Origin of the sequence: Bradyrhizobium sp. LjRoot220 (genome assembly GCF_964252915.1) — a bacterium.
Classification (GTDB): Bacteria; Pseudomonadota; Alphaproteobacteria; order Rhizobiales; family Xanthobacteraceae; genus Bradyrhizobium.
In genome coordinates, this window is the sequence record NZ_CAXUPS020000006.1 from 119,818 (window position 1) to 140,933 (window position 21,116).

Annotated in this window: 17 protein-coding genes; 14 read left to right on the top strand and 3 right to left on the bottom strand. The window is 63.5% G+C overall.

Annotation, left to right across the window (positions count from 1 at the left end; genetic code table 11):
- Positions 1–121: 121 nt before the first annotated feature.
- On the top strand, positions 122–1,315 hold the full coding sequence (locus tag ACSQ84_RS23920) for a serine hydrolase domain-containing protein (protein ID WP_436214182.1): 1,194 nt from the start codon (positions 122–124) through the stop codon (positions 1,313–1,315).
- Between the two features lie 160 nt (positions 1,316–1,475).
- Positions 1,476–3,170 (top strand): AMP-binding protein, encoded by a 1,695-nt coding sequence (locus tag ACSQ84_RS23925; RefSeq protein ID WP_436214183.1) that lies wholly within the window; start codon positions 1,476–1,478, stop codon positions 3,168–3,170.
- Positions 3,171–3,336: 166 nt separating this feature from the next.
- Here the strand turns inward: ACSQ84_RS23925 and ACSQ84_RS23930 are convergent, their stop codons facing one another.
- Entirely contained in the window at positions 3,337–5,391 is a 2,055-nt protein-coding gene (locus ACSQ84_RS23930) for a tetratricopeptide repeat protein (protein ID WP_436214184.1), read from the bottom strand.
- Positions 5,392–6,512: 1,121 nt separating this feature from the next.
- Positions 6,513–7,514 carry an adenosine kinase gene (locus ACSQ84_RS23935; RefSeq protein ID WP_436214185.1) on the bottom strand — a complete coding sequence of 334 codons (1,002 nt, stop codon included), beginning with the start codon at positions 7,512–7,514 and terminating at the stop codon, positions 6,513–6,515.
- Between the two features lie 238 nt (positions 7,515–7,752).
- Between ACSQ84_RS23935 and ACSQ84_RS23940 the strand changes: the two genes are divergently transcribed.
- From ACSQ84_RS23940 to ACSQ84_RS23950, 3 genes are all read left to right on the top strand, one after another.
- On the top strand, positions 7,753–8,229 hold the full coding sequence (locus ACSQ84_RS23940) for a cupin domain-containing protein (RefSeq protein WP_436214186.1): 477 nt from the start codon (positions 7,753–7,755) through the stop codon (positions 8,227–8,229).
- A gap of 144 nt (positions 8,230–8,373) precedes the next feature.
- The gene (locus ACSQ84_RS23945; RefSeq protein ID WP_436214187.1) at positions 8,374–9,141 is read left to right on the top strand and encodes a Crp/Fnr family transcriptional regulator; all 768 of its coding nucleotides are present in this window, start codon (positions 8,374–8,376) and stop codon (positions 9,139–9,141) included.
- Between the two features lie 566 nt (positions 9,142–9,707).
- Positions 9,708–11,504, top strand: coding sequence for a cation:proton antiporter domain-containing protein (locus tag ACSQ84_RS23950; RefSeq protein WP_436214188.1), 1,797 nt, complete (start codon positions 9,708–9,710; stop codon positions 11,502–11,504).
- 53 nt (positions 11,505–11,557) lie between these two features.
- On the opposite strand, the gene ACSQ84_RS23955 is transcribed toward ACSQ84_RS23950, so the two are convergent.
- Entirely contained in the window at positions 11,558–11,983 is a 426-nt protein-coding gene (locus ACSQ84_RS23955; protein WP_436214189.1) for a YybH family protein, read from the bottom strand.
- Positions 11,984–12,115: 132 nt separating this feature from the next.
- Here ACSQ84_RS23955 and ACSQ84_RS23960 point away from each other — a divergent pair, with 132 nt between their 5' ends.
- The 9 genes from ACSQ84_RS23960 (at position 12,116) to ACSQ84_RS24000 (ending at position 21,111) form a co-directional block, all read left to right on the top strand.
- Positions 12,116–13,024: a LysR family transcriptional regulator gene (locus tag ACSQ84_RS23960; RefSeq protein ID WP_436214190.1), complete on the top strand. Its 909-nt coding sequence runs from the start codon at positions 12,116–12,118 to the stop codon at positions 13,022–13,024.
- A 117-nt stretch (positions 13,025–13,141) separates the two neighbouring features.
- Positions 13,142–14,701: a murein biosynthesis integral membrane protein MurJ gene (gene murJ / locus ACSQ84_RS23965; protein ID WP_436214191.1), complete on the top strand. Its 1,560-nt coding sequence runs from the start codon at positions 13,142–13,144 to the stop codon at positions 14,699–14,701.
- 53 nt (positions 14,702–14,754) lie between these two features.
- Positions 14,755–15,807 (top strand): tryptophan--tRNA ligase, encoded by a 1,053-nt coding sequence (gene trpS, locus ACSQ84_RS23970; RefSeq protein ID WP_436214192.1) that lies wholly within the window; start codon positions 14,755–14,757, stop codon positions 15,805–15,807.
- A 124-nt stretch (positions 15,808–15,931) separates the two neighbouring features.
- Positions 15,932–16,426: a universal stress protein gene (locus tag ACSQ84_RS23975; RefSeq protein WP_436214193.1), complete on the top strand. Its 495-nt coding sequence runs from the start codon at positions 15,932–15,934 to the stop codon at positions 16,424–16,426.
- 146 nt (positions 16,427–16,572) lie between these two features.
- Complete coding sequence (locus ACSQ84_RS23980) at positions 16,573–18,222, top strand: patatin-like phospholipase family protein (RefSeq protein WP_436214194.1); 1,650 nt, start codon at positions 16,573–16,575, stop codon at positions 18,220–18,222.
- A 409-nt stretch (positions 18,223–18,631) separates the two neighbouring features.
- Positions 18,632–19,201 carry a NifU family protein gene (locus ACSQ84_RS23985; RefSeq protein ID WP_436214195.1) on the top strand — a complete coding sequence of 190 codons (570 nt, stop codon included), beginning with the start codon at positions 18,632–18,634 and terminating at the stop codon, positions 19,199–19,201.
- Positions 19,202–19,424: 223 nt separating this feature from the next.
- Entirely contained in the window at positions 19,425–20,120 is a 696-nt protein-coding gene (gene tsaB, locus ACSQ84_RS23990) for a tRNA (adenosine(37)-N6)-threonylcarbamoyltransferase complex dimerization subunit type 1 TsaB (protein ID WP_436214196.1), read from the top strand.
- A complete protein-coding gene (gene rimI / locus ACSQ84_RS23995; RefSeq protein ID WP_436214197.1) occupies positions 20,120–20,611 on the top strand; it encodes a ribosomal protein S18-alanine N-acetyltransferase in 492 nt (163 codons plus the stop codon). The genes tsaB and rimI overlap by 1 nt, the downstream gene beginning before the upstream one ends.
- A 50-nt stretch (positions 20,612–20,661) precedes the next feature.
- Complete coding sequence (locus ACSQ84_RS24000; protein WP_436214198.1) at positions 20,662–21,111, top strand: Fur family transcriptional regulator; 450 nt, start codon at positions 20,662–20,664, stop codon at positions 21,109–21,111.
- Positions 21,112–21,116: the final 5 nt, after the last annotated feature.

Here is a 21,116-nt window from a genome sequence, read left to right on the forward strand (position 1 = left end):
GCCTCTCCCGTGATTCCCCGATGCGCAGCATCGAACCTCAGAACATGGACGATCTCCTTGCCGGATCACGCCGGCGGGAGGAAGATCGCGGCACTCCATAAAAACAAGCGGGAGGTGACCTATGCAAAGCAAAGCCCAGATCGACCAGATTCTGCGTCAGAAATCTGACGCCCAGGAGATCCCCGGTGTGGTCGCGATGGCGGCGACCGGCAGCGAGGTGATCTATCAGGGCGCGTTCGGCAAACGCGACCTGTCGAAGGACGATCCGATGACCGCCGACAGCGTGTTCTGGATCGCCTCGATGACCAAGGCGATCACGTGCGCTGCCGGCATGCAGCTCGTCGAGCAGGGTAAACTCTCGCTGGACGAGCCGATCGGCAAGCTGCTGCCGGATTTGGCCAGCCCGCAAGTGCTGGAAGGTTTTGACGCCAGCGGCGAACCAAAACTGCGCCCGGCGAAGAAGCCGATCACCTTGCGCCATCTCATGACCCACACCGCCGGCTACTGCTACGACGTGTGGAACGGCGACATGGGGAAGTACATGGAGAAGACCGGAACCCCGGCCATCTTCAGCTGCCTGAACGCCGCGCTGGAGGGGCCGATCATGTCCGATCCCGGCACGCGCTGGGAATATGGCATCAACATCGATTTCGTCGGCAAGGCGGTGGAAGCGGCCAGCGGCCAGCGTCTCGATGCCTATCTGCGCGACCACATGTTCACGCCGCTGGGCATGAGCGACACCGGCTTCAAGATCACGGACTCCCAGCGCCAGCGGCTGGTCGGCATGCATGCGCGCGGCGAGGACGGATCGCTGGCGCCGATCCCGTTCGAGCTTGAACAGAATCCGGAATTTCATATGGGCGGCGGCGGTCTCTACAGCACGGCGGCCGACTACATCAGGTTCACCCAGATGATCCTCAATAAGGGCAAGGGCAACGGCAACCAGGTGCTGAAGCCGGAGACCGTCGAGCTGATGGGCCAGAACCACATCGGCGATCTCACGATGGGCAAGATGACGACAATGGCGCCGATGTACACCAACGATGTCGATCTCTACCCCGACATCGTGAAGAAGTGGGGGCTCAGCTTCCTGATCACCACCGCCAAGACGCCGGAGGGCCGCAGCGCCGGCAGTCTCGCCTGGGCCGGCCTCGCCAACACCTATTTCTGGATCGACCCGGCGCGCAACGTCTCCGGCGTGATCCTGATGCAGCTGTTGCCGTTCGTCGACGCAAAATGCCTGGAAGCGTTCGCGGGCTTCGAGCGCGGCATCTATGCCGGCCTCGATGCCGGTAGCGGCCAGAAGGCGGCCTGATCGCGAATTTGCCGGCACTCTGTCCGACCTACCCACAAATCGTCATCCCCCGCGCATGCGGGGGATTCAGCACGCCGCGGCCGCTCCGTGCTATCACTGACCCCTCTGGAATACTGGATCCCCCGCATGCGCGGGGAATGACAACCTCGGGTGTGGCAGGATGACGGATATTGCGAGCAGTTACGTTTGCGGCACCGCCGATGCGCCGTTGCTGGGCGACACCATCGGGCAAAGCCTCGATCATGCGGTGCGGCGCTGGGGCGAGCGCGAGGCGGTGGTTTCGCCGAGCCACAATGTGCGCTGGACGTGGAAGGAATTCGCCGAACGCGTCGATGCGCTGGCGGCCGGCTTTCTCGCGCTCGGGCTGGAACGCGGCGCGCGGATCGGCGTCTGGTCGCTGAACCGGCCGGAATGGACGCTGACGCAGTTTGCCGCCGCCAAGGCCGGCATCATTCTCGTCACCATCAACCCGGCCTATCGCCTCAGCGAACTCGAATTCGCGCTGGCCAAGGTCGGCTGCGCCGCAATCGTGACCGCCACCGCGTTCAAGACCTCGAACTACATGGAGATGCTGAACACGCTGCTGCCCGAACTTGCCACATCGACGCCGGGCGAATTGCGCGCGGCGCGGCTGCCGCAACTCCGCGCAGTGATCCAGATCGGCGGGCCGCCATCGCCCGGCACGATCGCATTCGAGGACGTGGCGCGGATGGGCGGCGCGCAGCATCGCAAGACGCTGGCGGAACTGGCCAGGACGCTGCAGTTCGACGACCCGGTCAATATTCAATTCACCAGCGGCACCACAGGCTCGCCCAAGGGCGTCACGCTGACGCACCACAATATTCTCAACAACGGCTATTTCGTCGGCCGCGCCATGCGCCTGACCGAACAGGACCGCATCTGCATTCCGGTGCCGCTGTATCATTGCTTCGGCATGGTGATGGGCAACCTCGCCGCGGTGACGCTCGGCGCCACCATGGTCTATCCCGGCGAAGGCTTCGATCCGCTGGCGACCTTGCAGACCATCGAGCAGGAGCGATGCACCGCGCTCTATGGCGTGCCGACCATGTTCATCGCCGAACTCGACCATCCGGAGTTCTCGCGCTTCAATTTGAAGTCGCTGCGCACCGGCATCATGGCCGGCGCGCCCTGCCCGGTCGAAGTGATGAAGCGCGTCAACAACGAGATGAACATGGGCGAGGTCACGATCGCCTATGGCATGACCGAAACCAGCCCGGTGAGCTTCCAGAGTTCGACGGACGACCCGCTGCAACGCCGCGTCTCCACGGTCGGGCTCATTCATCCCCACGTCGAGGTCAAGGTCGTCGATCTCGAGGGCCGCGTCGTGCCGCGCGGCCAGCGCGGCGAACTTTGCACCCGCGGCTACAGCATCATGCTGGGCTATTGGGACGAGGCCGAGAAGACATCAGACGTGCTCGACGCCAATGGCTGGATGCACACCGGCGACATCGCGATTATCGACGCCGAGGGCTATTGCAACATCGTCGGCCGCATCAAGGACATGGTGATCCGCGGCGGCGAGAACCTTTATCCGCGCGAGATCGAGGAGTTCCTCTATCGCCATCCCAAGATCCAGGACGTGCAGATCTTCGGCGTCGCCGACGAGCGCTATGGCGAGGAGCTGTGCGCCTGGGTTCGGGTCAGGCCCGGCGAGACGCTGACCGCCGAGGAGATTCGCGCGTTCTGCCAAGGCCAGATCGCCCACAACAAGATCCCGCGCTATGTCGAGTTCGTCGACGAATTTCCGATGACGGTGACGGGGAAGATTCAGAAGTTTTTGATGCGCGATGCGGTCGAGGCGCGGCTGGGATTGAAGGCGGCGAAGACGGCGTGAATTGGAGAGCGTTACTGTACCCTCTGGGCACCGTGGCCCGCTCCACTCACAGCTGTCGTCACCCGCGAAGGCGGGTGATCCAGTACGCCGCGGCTTCTCGGTTCGATCATTGACGTCTCTGGAATACTGGGTCGCCCGGTCAAGCCGGGCGATGACAGGCGAGAACTCACAGACACGTGCCGCTGCCTCCCGTATTGCCGCAGGGGATGCGCTTGGAAAGCTGCTGAACCTTTTGCTTGGCGCTGGCCTGCGCGTTGGTTTCGAAAACGCTCCGTGGCACGAGTTCGATCGCACGGCGATAATCGACCGCGGCCTTTTCGGTATCGTTCTGCGCCTCGTGAACGCGCGCCCGCGCATACAGGCTCTCGATGGTTTCGCGGCGCTCGATCGCCTCGTCGAGATCCTTCAGGGCCTTGGGATATTCGCGCAGCGCCGACCACACGCTGCCGCGCAGCGTCAGCGCCGCCGCATCCGCCGGGCGCGCCTTGAGGACGAGATCGAGATCCGACAGCGCGTTGCGTACCTCGCCCTTGCCAAGGTAGGCGCGGGCGCGCAGCGTGCGCGCCATGGTGTCGTCCGCCGCCTTTCCCACCACGGAATCGAGCGCGACGATCGCGCGATCGAACTGGCCCGACGTGATCAGGGCAAGTCCGCGGCCGACGACAGCCGTCTGGTTGGAAGGATTTCGCTCCAGCACGGCGTTGATATCCGCCAGCCCCTCGGCCGCGCTGCCCTTCAGCAGCAGCACCAGGCCGCGGGCGGCCTTTGCCAGATCGTAGACGCGCGCCAATGCCAGCGCCTGGTCGAAGTCGGTCAGGGCCTTGTCGAGCTGATTGAGGGACATGTGGGTGATGCCACGCTCATAGAACGCGGGGCTGAGCTTGGGGTCGATCGCGATCGCGCGATCGAAATCGGCCAGCGCGGCCAGGACTTTTCCGAGCTGCCGATGGATGACGCCGCGGCTGTAATGGGCTTGCGCGCTGTCGGGGTTGATCTTGAGTGCCGCTTCGACGTCGACCATGCCCTGCTCGGGCTGCCGCATCACAGCCGACATCGTTCCGCGCTGCGCCAGCGTCGTCGCATCATTGGGCCGAAGTTTGATCAACTCATCGAGGTCGGCGCGGGCCTCGGCGAATTGTCCGAGCCTGCTGCGGGCGGTGGAGCGGAGCTGCAGCGCCGCCTGATCGCGCGGATTGGTCGACAGCACATGGTTCAGCAGCGCGACCGCGTCGCTGAATTTTGCCTGGGCGAGGAGCTGCCGCGCCCGGTCGATCGATTGTTTGCCGGCGGCGGCGCCCGGCTGCGCGCCCTGCGGCAGCGGCGGGGCAATCTGGTCAGCCATCTCGGACGTCGACGGCGATGCTGACGGCGCCGGCAGCGCCTTCGGCTTGTCCTTGTCGGTGCCTTTGTCGCTACCTTGGGCCTTCGCCAGTTCGGCCTGCATCGCCAGTGTGGATTGGCGCAGTTGTTTTGCCGCGGCACTGTCCGGCGCCACCGCAAGCACCGCATCGAGATCGGCCAGCGCGCGGCTGTAATCGCCCTTGGAACTGTAGAGCTGGGCCCGCGCGAACTGGGGCGCCATGTCGTTTTTCGGACCCTGAGCTATGGCGCGCGAGAAATCCTCGATGGCGCGATCGATCTCGCCCTTGCGGCGCCAGGTCTGGCCGCGCCAATAGAACGCCGCCGGCACATTGACGTTGATCGCAATCGCCGCGTTCAGGTCGGTGAGCGCCTTGTCGAGCTGACCGCTCTCCGAGTGCGCGCGGCCGCGGCTGACATAGGCCGGCGCAAAATCCTGGCGTGCGGCGATGGCCTCGTTGAAATCGCCGATCGCGTCCGGCCAGTTGCGCTGCTGGGCGCGAAGATTGCCGCGCGTGAGAAATGCGAGCGCATTCTTCGGTTCGAGTTCGAGCGCGCGATCGAAATCGGCCTTCGCCAGATCAAGCTTGCTCGATCGCTGATAGGCGACGCCCCGCTGCAGCAGCGCCTGGACCGAATTGGAATCGAGTTTCAGCGCCGCTTCGGCATCCGCCAGGGCCAGATCGGTTTTCGACGTATTGAGATAAAGCCGCGACCGGCCGAGATGCGCCTTGACGCGGTCTTCCGGCGGCCGCGCCGCATCGTCGATGATGGAGGCGCACGCCGCTTCCACCTTTGCCGGCGGCCCGCTGTTGCAGTCGGCCAGATCATCCGCACGGGCCGGGCCCTGCGGCTGGCACAATGCGGCCGCCGCGATGGCCAGAAACCAAATGCGGGAAGCGACTTGCTTTTGTTGGGGAGGAACCAGAGCCGACCTCCGTGCCGCAATACCAGCCAATGGGTGAACAAAAATATCGGGTTGGGGATGGAAAGGCAATTCGGGGGTGTTTCCGTCATGAATGGCGGTTGGCCTTCGAACATGAAGCCTTGGAACATGAACTTTTATCCAGCGCCATGCGCTATCTCAGATCCGTCATCCTGAGGTGCGCGCACTTGCGCGCCTCGAAGGACGACGGCCCGGTCTGTGGCCGCTTCATCCTTCGAGGCTCGCCCAGCGGTGCAAGTGCACCGCAAGGCTCGCACCTCCCGAGCGAACGCAAGCGCGTTCGCCCGGGGATGACGGATAGACGTACGTTCGCCATCCCGCGGCGCGAAGCGCCCGAGTTGTACATTTAGTCTCGCGCCTTGCGTGAACAGAGGGCGCGGGGAATGCCGGATGCGCGCTGCACCCGCGGTCTCATGTGCGAATTGTGCAAAGAAAGCTGCACATGAGCATACAGGTTCAGCGGAGAACATCCGACATTCCCTGCGCAATGGCTTTACGGCTTATACGTGATCTCCCCGGAGAACGGCTCTTTTGCCTCCGTTGCGCCCTGAGAAGCAGTTGCCTCCAGGTGCGTTGACGCCAGCACCGCGACGTCAGGACCACACGACTTCACCGTACGCGACACCCGTCTTCGCCAAAAGGCTCCGCCGGGCAAGGTGCCTTTCGTCAAGGGCACCTCCGCGTCCACCGCGACCCGTCCCTCGTTGTGACGATGGCCAACGCCCCTCTGAGTGGGACGGGATGGGTGAGGATGTATGGGTGAGTCGGGGGTAGCGTCAAGAGAAATTTCCGCAAATCGGAAATTTTGTCACGAGCGCATCGAGGTGCAGAAGGCGACGCTAATTAAAAATGCTGCGCTGCCTGGCACTAGCTGCAATAGAACCCACGCTCAACCTTCGTCATGGCCGGGCTTGTTGTGCGGACCGGGGACATGGGTAACACCGGCCATCCACGAATTGCTTCGATGCTGAAAGACGTGGATGCCCGGGTCAAGCCCGGGCATGACGGGTTGAGAGGTCACGGCCTCCTTGAAAAACTTAAACCGGCAACCCGTTCTGCTGCGCCAATTCCTTCAGCGACACCTGCGGCCTCGCCCCAATGTGCTGGATCACTTCCGCCGCCGCGAGGGCGCCGAGGCGGCCGGCGTTTTCATGGCCGGCGTTGCGGACCAGGCCGAACAGGAAGCCGGCGGCGAACAGGTCGCCGGCGCCGGTGGTGTCGACGAGTTTTTGGATCGGGAAGGCCGGCACCGCGACGACGCCGTCCCTGGAGGCCACGACGCAGCCCTTCTCGCTACGGGTGACGACACCGAGCTTGGTGTCGGCGCGCAGCTGTTTCAGCGCGGTGTCGAAATCCGAGGTCTGGTACAGCGAGTGCAGTTCGGCCTCGTTGGCGAACACCAGATCGACGGTGCCCTTGCGCATCAGGTCGAGAAACTCGTCGCGGTAGCGATCGACGCAGAATGAATCCGACAGGGTGAGCGCGACCTGGCGGCCGGCGCCGTGCGCGATGGTCGCGGCCTTGACGAAGGCTTCCTTGGCGTTTTTGGGATCCCAGAGATAGCCTTCGAGATAGATGATGGCAGAGGCCGCGATCTGCGCCGCGTCGATATCATCGGGCATCAATTCCTGCGCCGCGCCGAGATAGGTGTTCATGGTGCGCTCGCCGTCCGGCGTCACCAGGATGTAGGAGCAGCCGGTGGCGGGGCCGCCCGAGGCAGCCCGGGTTTCGAACGCGACGCCGGCGGCGCGGATGTCATGGCTGTAGAGCTTGCCGATCTGGTCTTCGCGAACCTTCCCGACATAGGCGGCGCGGGCGCCGAAATTGGCGATGCCGACGATGGTGTTGGCGGCCGATCCCCCGGACATTTCGGTGGCCGGGCCCATATCGGCGTAGATCGCCGTGGCGCGCGCTTCGTCGATCAGCGCCATGCCGCCCTTGGTCATGCCGTGACGGTTGAGAAAACCCTCGTCAGTCTGCGCAAAAACATCGAAAATCGCATTGCCGATTGCGAGAACGTCATATTTTGCGTCAGCCATCTCACCGTCCTGTTGTGCCATCATGAAGGGCTGGGGCTATCACGGCTGGCCCGAGGCGGGAACCCATAAATGGCGTGAAACCATAAATTTGGATTGGCCGAAGTCCGCTTCGAAATCAAAGCGGCCTGTTCCCGACAGATGAGGAACTGCTCACGTGCCCGATGAGTTTTGTCGGTCAGCGCGTCCCCGCGGGCAGGCACCACGTCGGGGAACGAGTGTGCCAGGCAGGACCGAAGCAATGACAGATCCAGAACCGAAGCAATTCGTGCTCGCAGGCGTCGCCATGAAGCGACTGGTTTCCGGCGAACAGACGGGGCACCAGTTTTGTCTGTTTGAAAACAGCAGCGGCGGGCAAACGACGACGCCCATCCATGTTCATGCTGACGACGACGAGACTGTCTACGTCATCGAAGGACAGTTGACCGCGATTGTGGATGGCGAGAGTCGGACACTCGCGCCAGGCGAGAGCCTGTTTCTAAAGCGCGGCATCCCGCACCAGCTCATGAACCCCGGCAATCAGCCGGCGCGCTACATCCTGATCGGCACGCCGAGCATATTCGAGCGGTTTCTCGCCGAAGCGGGCCGTGAACTGCGGAAGGGAGAGGTGGCCGGGCCGCCGACTGCTGCCGATATCGAGCGGCTGAGCGCGGCCGCGCCAAGGTTTGGAATTACGCTTTTGCAAGGCTGGCCAGCGAGAGGGTCATGGGCTTTGTGACAGCGGCCCGGATCGGCCACTGTCCGCCGGGAGCGCAGGTAAGTCAGGCTGACGCCGGAACCAAGGCCGCCTCGCGCCCGTTATTCCCGGTTAAGGGCCAAGCCACTGCATGTGCCCGCGCGACAACCACGAGAGGCTCGCGCCATGGAGGAGCCGGTTCAATCCTACCGAAATCGATTGTTGGAGTTGTTGGATCCGGGCGATCTGGATCGCCTTCGACCGCACCTCAAACCGGTGATCTTCGATTATCGCCAATCGCTGTACGAAGCGAACTCGCCTATTTCTGCCGTCTATTTTCCGATTGATGGCGTTGCGTCACTTGTCAATACGATGGCCAATGGCTCGGCGGCCGAGGTAGGCACCGTCGGTAACGAGGGCATCGTTGGCCTTCCGGTCATTTTTGGCGATCGTCACGCGCCGACCAGCGCCTACATTCAGGTGCCGGGCTCCGGATTGCGCCTGCAAGCGGACGTGCTGAGCTCCGAAATCGATCGCAGCGCCACCATGCGGATTGTCATGCTTCATTACGCGCACGCCTTCTTCAATCAGGTCGCGCAATCAGCCGCGTGCAATCACTTCCATACCGTCGAGCAGCGATGTTGCCGCTGGCTATTGATGACACATGATCGCGTGCAGTCGGAGCGATTTCTCCTGACGCAGGAATTCCTGGGGATGATGCTGGGCGTCCGGCGCACCAGCGTGACGACCGCCGCCGGCAAGTTGAGGCGCCGTAAATTGATCGACTATCGTCGCGGGCAGGTGACGATCCTGAATCGAACCGGGATCGAAGACACCGCGTGCGAGTGCTATCGCGTCAGCAAGCGGGAATTCGACCGCCTGCTCGGCTATCCGCTGGGTCGCAGCGCGGGTCAAATCGATGATGCGACCTCAAAAAAAGTCAGCCAGCGCTAGGAACCTTGCCTGACCGATCCGCATAGTCGGTAAAGGCAGGAGGGCGAGTAATGCGTACCCACCGTACAGTATTGGCTGGTTTAGCCACGGCGCTGGCTGTTGCAATTGCCGCAGCGGTTCTGACGACGTTGCACAATGTCGACACCCGTAGCGCCAGCATCGAGGCGCCGCCCGGAGCGATGGGATTGGCTCGCCCCCATCCCCCGTCGCCACCGGCTCCCGCCAGCCAGAATTGATGGGCAATCGTGGCAGCCCAAATCCGGATGGAATCCGAGCCGGGTCGGCCGGCGCGCTGATGCGTTGACCTTCCGGCCGCCTTGCGCGCGCAGTCCTCCGCCAATTCAAAGCAATTCGGGACGTCGAGCGCAGCTGGCTGGTCAATACGACCGCGCCCTCCACCGGCTATCGATGCCGGCTTTCATCGCCTCCGGCGGCTTTCATCGCCTCCGGCGGCTTTCATCGCCTCCGGCGGCTTGCACCTCCGCCGGCGGCTTGCACATGCAGTGCCCATTTGATCCAGTATGGCGGGCGCATTGGTCAAGCGCAGGGGATGCAGAGGATCATGAGTGGCAGCGCCGTTCAACATCGATGCCTATAGCGACGCCCTCGTCGTGTTGGGGACGGCTGGCATTGTCGTGCCCATGGTGCGCCGCTGGGGGCTCAGCCCGGTGCTTGGCTTTCTGGCCGCGGGCGCGCTGCTCGGCCCGTTGGGACTGGGCTCGCTGATCCACCTGTTCCCGTTTTTGTACTGGCTTACCGTCGTCGATGCCAAGAACGTGGCCGGCATTGCCGAACTCGGCGTTGTCTTCCTGCTCTTTCTCATTGGCCTGGAACTGTCCTACGAGCGTTTGAAGGCGCTGCGGCGCCTGGTGTTCGGCCTCGGAAGCCTGCAATTCATCCTGACGACGGCGGTGATCGCCGCCATTGCGGCGCTGTTCGGCAACCCATCCGCCGTAGCGATCATCCTCGGCGCTTGCCTTGCCTTGTCCTCGACCGCGATCGTCATCGAGGTGCTTTCCAACCAGGGCCGGCTGGCCACGACGGCAGGCCGGACCAGCTTTGCCATTCTGCTGGCGCAAGACCTCGCGGTGATTCCGGTGCTGGTCTTCGTCTCCATCCTGGGCAGCGGCTCGGCCAGCTCGGTCATGTCCAGCCTCGCACTCGCGCTGGTGAATGCGACGCTCGCCGTCGCCGCGATGGTCATCCTCGGCCGGCTGCTGCTGAGGCCGCTGTTCCGGCTGGTCGCCGCCACCGGCGCCAGCGAACTGTTCGTGGCGGCTACCCTGTTCGTCATTATCGGCACCGGCGTCGCAGCCGCCATGGCCGGCCTTTCCATGGCGCTGGGCGCCTTCATCGCGGGTTTGTTGCTCGCCGAAACCGAGTTCCGCAAGGCCATTGAAACAACCATCGGTCCTTTCAAGGGACTGCTGCTGGGTGTGTTTTTCTTCACCGTCGGCATGAACATCGATGTTCGCGAGCTCGCACGCGAGCCGTTCTGGCTTCCGGCCTCTGTGATCGGCTTGATTGCCATCAAGTCCATCCTGCTCACCGGCCTCGCCCGGATCTTTCGGCTGTCGTGGCCCGCGGCGATCGAAACCGGTCTGCTGCTGGGCCCTGGCGGCGAGTTCGCGTTCGTCGGCATCGGCCTCGCCACCTCGCTCGGCCTGATTGCCGCCAATGTGTCGAGCTTCGCCCTCGCGGTGACGTCCATCACGATGGCGCTGATTCCGGTCCTGGCTCTGGTCGCCCGGCGGCTGGCGCCAAAATTTCGCGAGCCCAAAGCGCTCGATCCGGAACTGAGCGTTGCGCCGAGTGGAGGCGCCGGCCACGCCATCGTCATCGGGCACGGCAGGGTCGGTGAAGTCGTCTGCTCCTTGCTGAGCCGGCACAATTGTACCTACATCGCCGTCGACAACGACGCCGATGCGGTACCAGTCCAGCGAAGGAGCGGGGCCGAGGTCTATTACGGCGACGCGACAGACCCGGAATTTCTGAAGAGCTGCGGCGTGATGGACGCCAAAGCCGTCATCGTGACGGTAGCCGCCAAGGCCGCGATCGACGAAATTGTCCGGCAGGTCCGCGCGCTGAGATCGGATATCGTCATCGTCTCGCGCGCCCGCGATGCCGACCATGCCCGCCACCTCTACGCGATCGGCGTGACCGACGCTGTCCCGGAGACCATCGAGGCCAGCCTGCAATTGTCAGAGGCGGCGCTGATCGGACTGGAACAGGCGATCGGGCCGGTCATTGCCTCGATCCACGAGAAGCGTGATGAATTCCGCCGCGAGCTGCAGCAGGCGGCGGCGCAAAGTCCTGCCGAAACCACACGTGCGGTTCGCCCGAAAAACTTTCCGTCGCATTAGCGCCTGGTCCGGCCTGCATCCGCTGCCGCGGGCCAGGAGACGCGTCGTGCCGGCTACTCGGTTGGCGGCGGCGCTTTCACGGCCCATTCCGGATCGGCGCCGGAAGGATGATCGATGAAAAAGACCCAGGTGCCGTCAGGCAGTTTCCGGTGCACTTCCATCCCCTGATGATGCACCTCGATCGGCTTGCCGTTCTTGTCCTGGCCGCGGATCAGCCATTGCGAACGCGTCATCGCGAAATCGCCTGATATGGTGGCGTGGTGCGTCACCACGTCCATGTGCGGCTTCATATCGATGTAGGCCGCCATGGTTTTGCGGATGCCGTCGGCGCCGCGCGCGATCCTGGCGCTGCCGTGAACCTGATCCACCTCGACGATCGAGGAATCCGGATGATACATCGCGGTGGCGGCCTCGACGTCCCCGGCATTGAAGGCCCGCGCCAGCCAAAGATTACACAGTTCGGGGGAAGGAGCTCCCATGGCGATCTCCTGTTGCTACCTGTTGCGGTCCGGATCAATTTGGGTATGGCAGTCGCGCAAGGAAGCCCGGCGAACCCGCAAGCCTAGCTTGCGTTAGATGCAAGGACGATCTCAGGCACCGGAGTTGCAGGGATGCCCGACGTTTTCTCGGCGGATGATCTGCGGCTGGTTCGCGCCATCAGCACGGCAGGGACGCTGACCGGCGCCGCGCGGGCGTTGAAGGTGGATCATTCCACCGCGTTTCGCCGCCTCTGCGCCATCGAGGCTCGCCTCGACGCAAAACTGTTCGAAAGAGCGCGCCAGGGCTATACGCCGACGCAGGCGGGCGAGATGGCGATCGCGGCGGGGACGCGCATCCTTGCCGAACTGGTCGATCTGGAGCGGCGGCTGGCGGGCGAGGATTTGCGTCCCTCCGGCATCGTGCGGCTGACAACGACGGACACGCTGATCGATGTGATCGCGCCTGTGCTGGCGGCGCTGCGGACCGAGCATCCCGGCATCATCGTCGAATTGATCGCGGCCAATACGTTCTTCACGCTCACCAGGCGCGAGGCCGACATCGCGCTTCGGCCTGCCATAGCGGCTCCCGAGGGGCTGGCCGGACGGCGGCTCGCAACGGTGTCGACCGCACCCTATGCCTCGGCGGCTTACCTCGCGCGATGCGGAAAGAAGCCGCTGCGCGACTATGACTGGCTCGGTTTCGAGGACAGCCTCGGCCATCTGCGCTCGGCGCGCTGGGTGTCCGCGAACGTCCCAGACGAGCGGATCGTGTTGCGGGCGAACTCGCTGCTGGCGCTTCGGTCCGCGGCGGCGGCCGGCCTTGGCGTCGCGGCCCTGCCTTGCTATCTCGCCGATCCCGCGGCCGAGCTTCGCCGCGTCACGACGCCATTGCCCGACATGGAAGGATCGCTGTGGCTGCTCACCCATCCGGATCTGCGCAAGGTCGCGCGGATCCGCACTGTGCTCGATTTCATGGCCGACGCGCTTTTGAGGCAGCGCGGCCTGATTGAGGGCAAGCGATCGCGACCGCGCCGGGGATAGCGCTTCGCTCGAAAACGCGCGGCGCCAACCGGCGATGCGTTCGATCGTTTCTGTTTGAGCATGACCGCTCCGGAAAACCGGTGCCCACTTTTCCGGATCATGCTCTATAGAAACGGCATGATCCGCTCCTTCCTCACGGTATCCTCGGGAACGCTGGCCTCGCGCCTGCTCGGATTCGTGCGCGATTCCCTGGTCGCGGCGCTGCTCGGCGCCGGCGCTGTCGCCGACGCATTTCTCGCTGCCTTTCAATTGGTCAATGTCATCAGGCGCCTGCTTTCCGAAGGCGGGCTGAATGCGGCGCTGGTGCCGGCATGGCTGCGCGTGCGCGAGACCCATGGCGCGGCGGCGGCTGCTGCCTACGCCGGCCGCGTGCTTGGCACCGTCACGGCGGCCTTGTTCGTCGCCACGTTGTTGCTCGGGCTGCTGATGCCGCTGGTGATCATGGCGCTGGCGCCGGGGTTTTCCGGCCGCGAGACGCTGCAGCTCGCGGTCGACAATGCGCGCCTGATGCTGCCTTATCTCGCCTTTGCCGGCCCGGTGACCGTGATGATGGCGCTGTTGAACGCGCAAGGCCGCTTTGCGCTGACGGCGTTCTCGCCTCTGCTGTTCAATATCGCCTTGATCGCTGTCATGGCTGCGCTGCTGGCATCGCGCTCCAGTGCGGTGTTCGCGGCGCAGATGCTGGCCGCCACCGTCGGCGTCGCCGGTCTCTTGCAACTCTCCGTTCTGGTAATGCGCCGTGGCAGCAACATCGCAACGCCGCTGCGGATTTCGTTCGATGCAGAAATCCGCGGCTTTCTCGCCAAGGCGGTCCCCGGCATGATCGCGAGCAGCACGCCGCAGTTATTGATGGTGGCCGGCGCGATCGTCGCCTCGTCATCGCCCTCGGCGGTATCGTGGCTGTATTTCGCCAACCGCCTGGTCGAACTGCCGCTCGGCATCGTCGGCGTCGCCATGGGCACGGTCTTGATTCCCCAGATGACGCGCGCCTTGCGCAGCGGCGATCCGGCCGCGGTCGCACATGCGGAATCCCGCGGCCTCGAACTCGCGGTCGGACTGGCGCTGCCGGCGATGCTGGGGCTGATCGTGCTCAGCGAGCCTGTGGTGCGGACGCTGTTCGAGCATGGCGCCTTCACATCAGCCGATACCGCCGCGACATCGCGCGCGCTGATGTGGCTGGCGCTCGGGCTGCCCGCCAATGTGCTGGTGAAGGCGCTGTCGCCGGCGTTCTTCGCGCGCGAGGACACGCTGACGCCGCTGCTCGCGGCGCTCAAGGGCATCGTCCTTGCCATCGTCCTTTCCGTCCTGCTCGGCCACTGGTTCGGCGCCGGCGGCATCGCCGCCAGTCTGGCAATCGGGGCGTGGAGCACGGCCTTGAGCCTGATCCGCCGGGGCGGCCAGACATTCGGGTTCTCGATCGATGCCGCCGCGCGGCGGCGGCTGCCTGGCATCCTCGGCGCCGCCTTGGCGATGGGCGCGACGTTGTGGCTGGCGACGCGGTTTGCACCCGCATTCACCGGGGATACACACCGCCTCCTGCAAGCCATCGCCCTGCTCTTGCTTATTGTCGCCGGGATAGCGGTTTACGGCCTGTTTCTGCGGCTTTTCGGCATCACCGGCTGGCGCGAAACGGTTCACGCGATCCGGCAGAACCGGCCCGGCGACTTGCGCGACTAAGGCTTGCGTGGCAAACGAGCGCGCCAAACCGACAATTCGCAGGAAGCATTACCATGGCCATGGTTGAACGGGTTTTTTCGGGCGTGCAGCCGACCGGCAATCTGCATCTCGGCAATTACCTCGGCGCGTTCGTCAACTTCGTGAAGCTGCAGGAAACCCACAACTGCATCTATTGCGTCGTCGACATGCACGCGATCACGATGGGCATGGACGTCTGGGGCGGCCCGGCCGAACTCGTGCGCTGCACCCGTGAAGTAACCGCGGCCTTTATCGCCAGCGGCATCGATCCGAAGAAGCACATCGTGTTCAACCAGAGCCAGGTCTCCGGTCACGCCGAGCTTGCCTGGATCTTCAATTGCGTGGCGCGGATGGGCTGGCTCAACCGCATGACGCAGTTCAAGGACAAGGCCGGCAAGGATCGCGAAGCGGCGTCGATCGGGCTTTACGACTATCCAGTGCTGATGGCGGCCGACATCCTGGTCTATCGCGCCACCCACGTGCCTGTCGGCGAGGACCAGAAGCAGCATCTGGAGCTGTCGCGCGACATCGCGCAGAAGTTCAACAACGACTTCGGCGACTCGATCCGTGGCCATGGCTTCCACGACGGATTGTTTTTTCCGCTGCCGGAGCCGGTGATCACCGGACCGGCGACCCGGGTGATGAGCCTGCGCGACGGCACCAAGAAGATGTCGAAATCGGATCCGTCGGACAATTCGCGAATCAATCTGACCGACGATGCCGACACCATCGCGGCGAAGATCCGCAAGGCCAAGACCGATCCGGAACCGCTGCCGTCCGAGGAAAAAGGGCTCGAGCCGCGGCCCGAGGCCGATAATCTCGTCGGCATCTACGCGGCGCTGTCGGACCGCAGCAAGGCGAGCGTGCTGGCCGAGTTCGGCGGCGGGCAGTTCTCCAGCTTCAAGAACGCGCTGGTGGAACTTTGCGTCACCAAACTCGCGCCGATCGCCTCGGAAATGAAACGGCTGGTCGCTGATCCCGGCCATGTCGATTCAGTTCTGATCGATGGTGCGGAGCGCGCCGAGGCGATCGCCGCCGAAACCATGAAGACGGCCAAGGACATCGTCGGCTTTATCCGCAAGCGCTGATGGCTGCACCCTCCCCTGGAGGGTAAGAGTTGGTCGCCTCACATTTGCGGAACAGCGACGGCGCTTGTCTGATGCGGCTGCGCCGTGGCAGCATGCGTCGGTTTGGCGCAGCACCGGGACATGCATGACCACCCAGCGACGAAGCTACGAGACGGGTCACAAGCCAAAATGTCTTGTCATCGTTGACGACACCGCGGAGTGGGACCGCGCGGTTTACTATGCCAGCCGCTGGGCGATCCGGGTCGGCGGCGGCGTGGTGATGCTGCGCATCATCGAGCTCGAGGACCAGAACCAGCAATGGCTGGGGGTCGCCGACCTCATGCGCGCCGAAGCCGAGGACGCCGCCAACGAGGCGCTCGACCGCGCCTCCGGTCGCGCCAACGGCATTGCCGCGATCACGCCCGAGCGGGTGATTCGCGAGGGCGATCCGACCGCGCAGATCCTCGACGTCATCGACAAGGACGTCGACATCGCAGTGCTGGTGCTGGCGGCCAATCCAGGCCCCGAAGGCCCCGGCCCGCTGGTCAGCATGATGGCACAGGCCGCAGGTTCGTTCCCGATCCCGGTCACCATCGTTTCCGGCCACCTGAGCGACGCCGAGATAGACGCACTTTCCTGAACCGCGTTGGCTTTCGACGCGTTTTCGCATCGCCGGCGATGCAGAGCGCCACCGGGCCGAGCGACGGCGGCGCGTGATATGCTTCTTGCACAACGTGTGGTTTTGTGTAGCCTGACCCCATTCGTTAACTCATTTGGCGGGCCAACGTGCCTTCGATCCAGGTCGCATTTCAGGGTGGCGGCGCGCGTTTTGTCGAAATGTTGCCGATCGCGCACGCGCTGGCGAAAGCACACGACGATGGCATCATCAACATTACCCGCGTTGCCGGCTCTTCAGCCGGGTCCATTTGCGCTGCGCTGATCGCCTGCCATGCCGATTTCGACGTTACCCGCGATTTCATCCGAAGAGAGGGGGCAGGGCGCGCCAAATCGATGCGCCGCTGGTGTTCCAGCTTTGGCGCCGAGAGCCCGAACGCGAACCGCCTGAGAGCAATGGTCGCGATCTGGATGGCCTATCGCGGCAAGGCGCTTCTTCACCCCAAGGTGCTCGTAACCTTCTTGAACGAGTTGTTCATAAAAGCCGCTCCCGCCTCCTCGAGGCAGATCGAAACGATTAACGCTGCGGGTGGCATCCAGCTTTTGGTCACAGGATCCGACCTGTCACTGAGTCGCGGCGTCATCTTCGAATCCGGCAACCTCATCGAACGGATAATGCACTCGGCGGCGATACCGTTCGCGTTTCGGACTTTTTTGGACGTCGTCACGTCGCCGTATGTCGACGGCGGGCTGTGCGAAAACCTGCCCGTCGAGCAATTACTGGCGCAAGAGGATTTTGATGGTCCGGTGTTCTGTGTATCCATAGGCGACGAGGAGCCGCAGCCTTACGTGCCGACCGGCGCCAAGGATTATTGCCTTCAACTCATCTCGGCATCGATGAATCATAACGTCGATCGCTCCAGGCGGCTGGTCGGATTGAGCAATCAGATCGAGGAGAAATCCGGGATCGACACGTTCGCCTTCGAGGCGGCCATCGGGAAGTTGGACGATGAAGATTGGTACGCCGCCGCCTTCGACAGAACGATGGACAAGATTCACAAGATCGCTCAGCTGTACGAGATGGTCGGCGTCGCCGCTCCTTCGAAGCTCTCGGGCCGCTTGTCGGCTTCCAAGATGATGCATTCGCTGTTCAAGGTGTTCGAGACGGCACTGGGGACGTCAGAATGGGAATACATCAAGAGCGGCTTCGTTGTTCGTGCCGAATGTTTGCATCGGCTGCGTCCCAGCCAGATACGATCGGCCGATTACGTCGTTCGTATCGCGACCATCAGGGCCAGGGGCGACAACCTCGTCTGCTTCAATTCTTCAGCCCATTTGAATGATCAATCCTCCATCATTCCGACGGCGTGGACATGTTTCAACGAGACTCAGAGCCGGGATCTGCGCGTGCAGGCGATCCCCGTGAAGAATCCGGCTGACCCTTCCGGCGGGTCGATCGGCGTGCTGATATTCTTCGAGAATCCGCTGTCGTCGGTGGCCAAAGGCGACATTCTGACGATCAAATCACATTTCCTGCTGGAAAACGCCATGGGCGGCCTGAACACGAACGGAGGCGACTATATCTCGGTGTCGAACCCGCATTCGATCCCGGTTGCGACTGTGGAGACCGTCCTGGTGTATCCGGCCTCCTTCGGAACAATCTCCGCCACGGCCGACGGTATTTTCGCACCTATATCAGCCGCCGAGGTGCAGGCCCAATACCTCGTGAATTTGCCCAATTACCACGCCGTGGGCGTGAGCGCCCAACGTCTGGCACCGGGTAGTGTTTTCAGGGCTAATTTCTTTAGGAATGTGGGGTAAAGTCTGTCTTGCGGTGCCGCGATGTGTTATTAAATTCGTCAACTGAACAATGGTCGGAGCATGGCGATGTGCGTCGGAGTCGATAGCGTGCTGCTCTGAAGAGCTGCGACGTGATGAATGAAACAAGAGGCGCCGTGCTGCAAGCAGCAGGCGCTTTTTTGTTTGTCGTGGCTTGTTTTGCGGTGGCGCACCGCGACCCCTGATCCATTCCACGGATATTCGCCCCGTGGACGGCCTCAGGTGCGACCCGAACGGCTGCCCTGCGGCCTTGATCGTGCACTTGCCATCGCCATCTGTAGATTGTTGTTTTGACGCGTTTTCTTGACGCGAACCGGTAGCCACTTCGCTTGAAAACGCTTTAGAGTAAACCCACGCGCCGGCCTTGAACCGGCGACGCCGGAGAGATCAGATGTTCATTCAGACCGAAGCGACCCCCAACCCCGCCACCCTGAAATTCATTCCGGGCCGAGCTGTGCTCGACACCGGCACGATGGAATTCGCCAGCCGCGAGGCGGCCTCCCGCTCGCCGCTGGCCGAACGGCTGTTCGGCGTGGAGGGCGTCAAAAGCGTGTTTTACGGTGCCGACTTCGTCACCGTGACCAAGGACGACAGCGACTGGCAGCACCTCAAGCCGGCGATCCTCGGCGCCATCATGGAACATTATATGTCCGGCGCGCCGCTTTTGGCCGATGGCAGTGCCGGCAATGACGAGGCGCTCGACGAGGAAGACGAGTTCTTCAACGAGGCTGACGCCGACACGGTCGCGACCATCAAGGACCTGATCGAGACGCGGGTGCGGCCCGCCGTCGCCAATGATGGCGGCGACATCACCTTCCGCGGCTTCAAGGACGGCGTCGTCTATCTCAACATGAAGGGCTCCTGCGCCGGCTGCCCGTCGTCGACGGCAACCCTGCAGCACGGCATCCAGAACCTCTTGAAGCATTTCGTGCCCGACGTGGTCGAAGTCCGGCCGGTGTGATCCGAAAATGTAGGGTGGGTAGAGCCAACGGGTCGCGCGAATGCGCGCCCGATGACAGGCTCCGCGAAACCCACCATCTTTGTCTGCACGCCGGCGGTGGGTTACGCTTCGCTAACCCACCCTACGAAGTCTCCACCTCATACCCGGCCAGCAGCAGGATAAGCCGTGGGCACGGCGCCAAGAGCGCCTTTGCCCACCCTACGAAGCTGCTATACATCAGCCCATGCTGATCCTCGCCATCGATACCGCGCTTGATGCCTGCGCCGCGGCCGTGCTCGACACCGACGCGGCCAGGATCATTGCGCAGGAATCGCAGCCGATGAAGCGCGGCCATGCCGAAGCCCTGATGCCGCTGATCGCGCGGGTGATGAAAGCCTCCGCCATCGCCTTCACCTCGCTGGATCGGATCGCCGTGACCAAGGGACCCGGCAGCTTCACCGGTTTGCGTGTCGGCCTCTCGGCCGCCCGAGGCATTGCGCTGGCGGCCGGAAAGCCGGTGGTCGGATTGACGACGCTGACCGCTTACGCCGCCCCCTTCGTCGGTGAGAACAGCGAACATCCGATCGTCTCCGCAATCGACGCGCGCCACGACCATGTGTATTTCCAGGTCGTCAGCGGCGACGGCAGTTCGCTGGTCAAACCGAAAGTGGCGCCGATATCGGAAGCACTGGAAGCAGCGCGTTTCGGCAAGGCGCATCTGGTCGGCAATGCCGCCAAAATTCTCGCCGACCGCTGGCCATCAGATGCGCCGCCGCCATTCAAGGTCGACGCGCAGCCGGCGCCCGATATTAGTTGGGTGGCATGGCTCGGAGCCGCCGTCAGCCCGGAGATGTCGCCGGCCAGTCCGTATTATCTGCGCGCGCCCGATGCCAAGCCTCCAAAGGACCCGCTGCCGCAAGCCTCGCAGCCCGCATCATAATGGCCGTAACATCCTGGATTTCCGAATGGTGGCGCGGCGGCACTGCCGTGGTCGAACCAGCGACGCAGCGCGACGCCGCGCGGCTGGCGCAATTGCATGGCGCCTCGTTTCACCGTGGCTGGGGTGAGGGCGAGTTCGAGGCGATGCTGACCGAACGCAACACGCTGGTGCACCGGCTGCGGCAGGGGCGCAAGGTGATCGGGTTTGCGGTCTCGCGCATGGCCGCGGACGAAGCCGAAATTTTGTCGATCGCGATCGATGCCGGCGAGCGCGGCCGCGGCCTGTCGCGCAACCTGCTGCTGACCCATCTTGGCCATCTCGCCGGCCGCGGCGTGCGTTCCGTCTTCCTGGAAGTCGAAGAAAACAACCAGCCGGCGCGACGGCTGTATGAATGGGCCGGATTCGGTGTCGTTGGGCGCCGCGAGCGCTATTATCAGCAGCCCGGCGGGGAGCAATTGAATGCACTTCTGATGCGCCGTGACTTGTCGTAAACTGGTCCAGGTGGCAAAAGACCCCGCCCTGCTCTCTAAGGCCCGACACCATGCCCGTCCTGAAATCCTCGCCTGCGCACAAGAATACCGGTATCGAGGCCCGCTGCGCCGCCACCGGCATGCGCATGACTGAGCAGCGCCGCGTCATCGCGCGGGTGCTGGCGGATTCGGTGGATCATCCCGACGTCGAGGAACTCTACCGGCGCTGCGTCGAGGTCGACGACAAGATCTCGATTTCGACCGTGTACCGCACCGTCAAACTGTTCGAGGACGCCGGCATCATCGAGCGGCACGATTTCCGCGAGGGCCGGGCGCGCTACGAGCAGATGCCCGACAGCCATCACGACCACCTCATCAACCTGCGCGACGGCAAGGTGATCGAATTCACCTCCGAAGAAATCGAGAAGCTGCAGGCCGAAATCGCCCGCCAGCTCGGTTACAAGCTGGTCGATCACCGGCTTGAATTATATTGCGTGCCGCTGGACGAAGATAAGTCGTAACCAAT

What these genes read in the sequence shown, in the direction of transcription:
- ACSQ84_RS23920 (WP_436214182.1), top strand. Translation starts at nt 122, where the DNA reads ATGCAAAGCAAAGCCCAGATCGACCAGATTCTGCGTCAGAAATCTGAC.
- ACSQ84_RS23925 (WP_436214183.1), top strand. Translation starts at nt 1,476, where the DNA reads ATGACGGATATTGCGAGCAGTTACGTTTGCGGCACCGCCGATGCGCCG.
- ACSQ84_RS23935 (WP_436214185.1), bottom strand. Translation starts at nt 7,514, where the DNA reads ATGGCTGACGCAAAATATGACGTTCTCGCAATCGGCAATGCGATTTTC.
- ACSQ84_RS23940 (WP_436214186.1), top strand. Translation starts at nt 7,753, where the DNA reads ATGACAGATCCAGAACCGAAGCAATTCGTGCTCGCAGGCGTCGCCATG.
- ACSQ84_RS23945 (WP_436214187.1), top strand. Translation starts at nt 8,374, where the DNA reads ATGGAGGAGCCGGTTCAATCCTACCGAAATCGATTGTTGGAGTTGTTG.
- ACSQ84_RS23955 (WP_436214189.1), bottom strand. Translation starts at nt 11,983, where the DNA reads ATGGGAGCTCCTTCCCCCGAACTGTGTAATCTTTGGCTGGCGCGGGCC.
- ACSQ84_RS23960 (WP_436214190.1), top strand. Translation starts at nt 12,116, where the DNA reads ATGCCCGACGTTTTCTCGGCGGATGATCTGCGGCTGGTTCGCGCCATC.
- murJ (WP_436214191.1), top strand. Translation starts at nt 13,142, where the DNA reads ATGATCCGCTCCTTCCTCACGGTATCCTCGGGAACGCTGGCCTCGCGC.
- trpS (WP_436214192.1), top strand. Translation starts at nt 14,755, where the DNA reads ATGGCCATGGTTGAACGGGTTTTTTCGGGCGTGCAGCCGACCGGCAAT.
- ACSQ84_RS23975 (WP_436214193.1), top strand. Translation starts at nt 15,932, where the DNA reads ATGACCACCCAGCGACGAAGCTACGAGACGGGTCACAAGCCAAAATGT.
- ACSQ84_RS23985 (WP_436214195.1), top strand. Translation starts at nt 18,632, where the DNA reads ATGTTCATTCAGACCGAAGCGACCCCCAACCCCGCCACCCTGAAATTC.
- tsaB (WP_436214196.1), top strand. Translation starts at nt 19,425, where the DNA reads ATGCTGATCCTCGCCATCGATACCGCGCTTGATGCCTGCGCCGCGGCC.
- rimI (WP_436214197.1), top strand. Translation starts at nt 20,120, where the DNA reads ATGGCCGTAACATCCTGGATTTCCGAATGGTGGCGCGGCGGCACTGCC.
- ACSQ84_RS24000 (WP_436214198.1), top strand. Translation starts at nt 20,662, where the DNA reads ATGCCCGTCCTGAAATCCTCGCCTGCGCACAAGAATACCGGTATCGAG.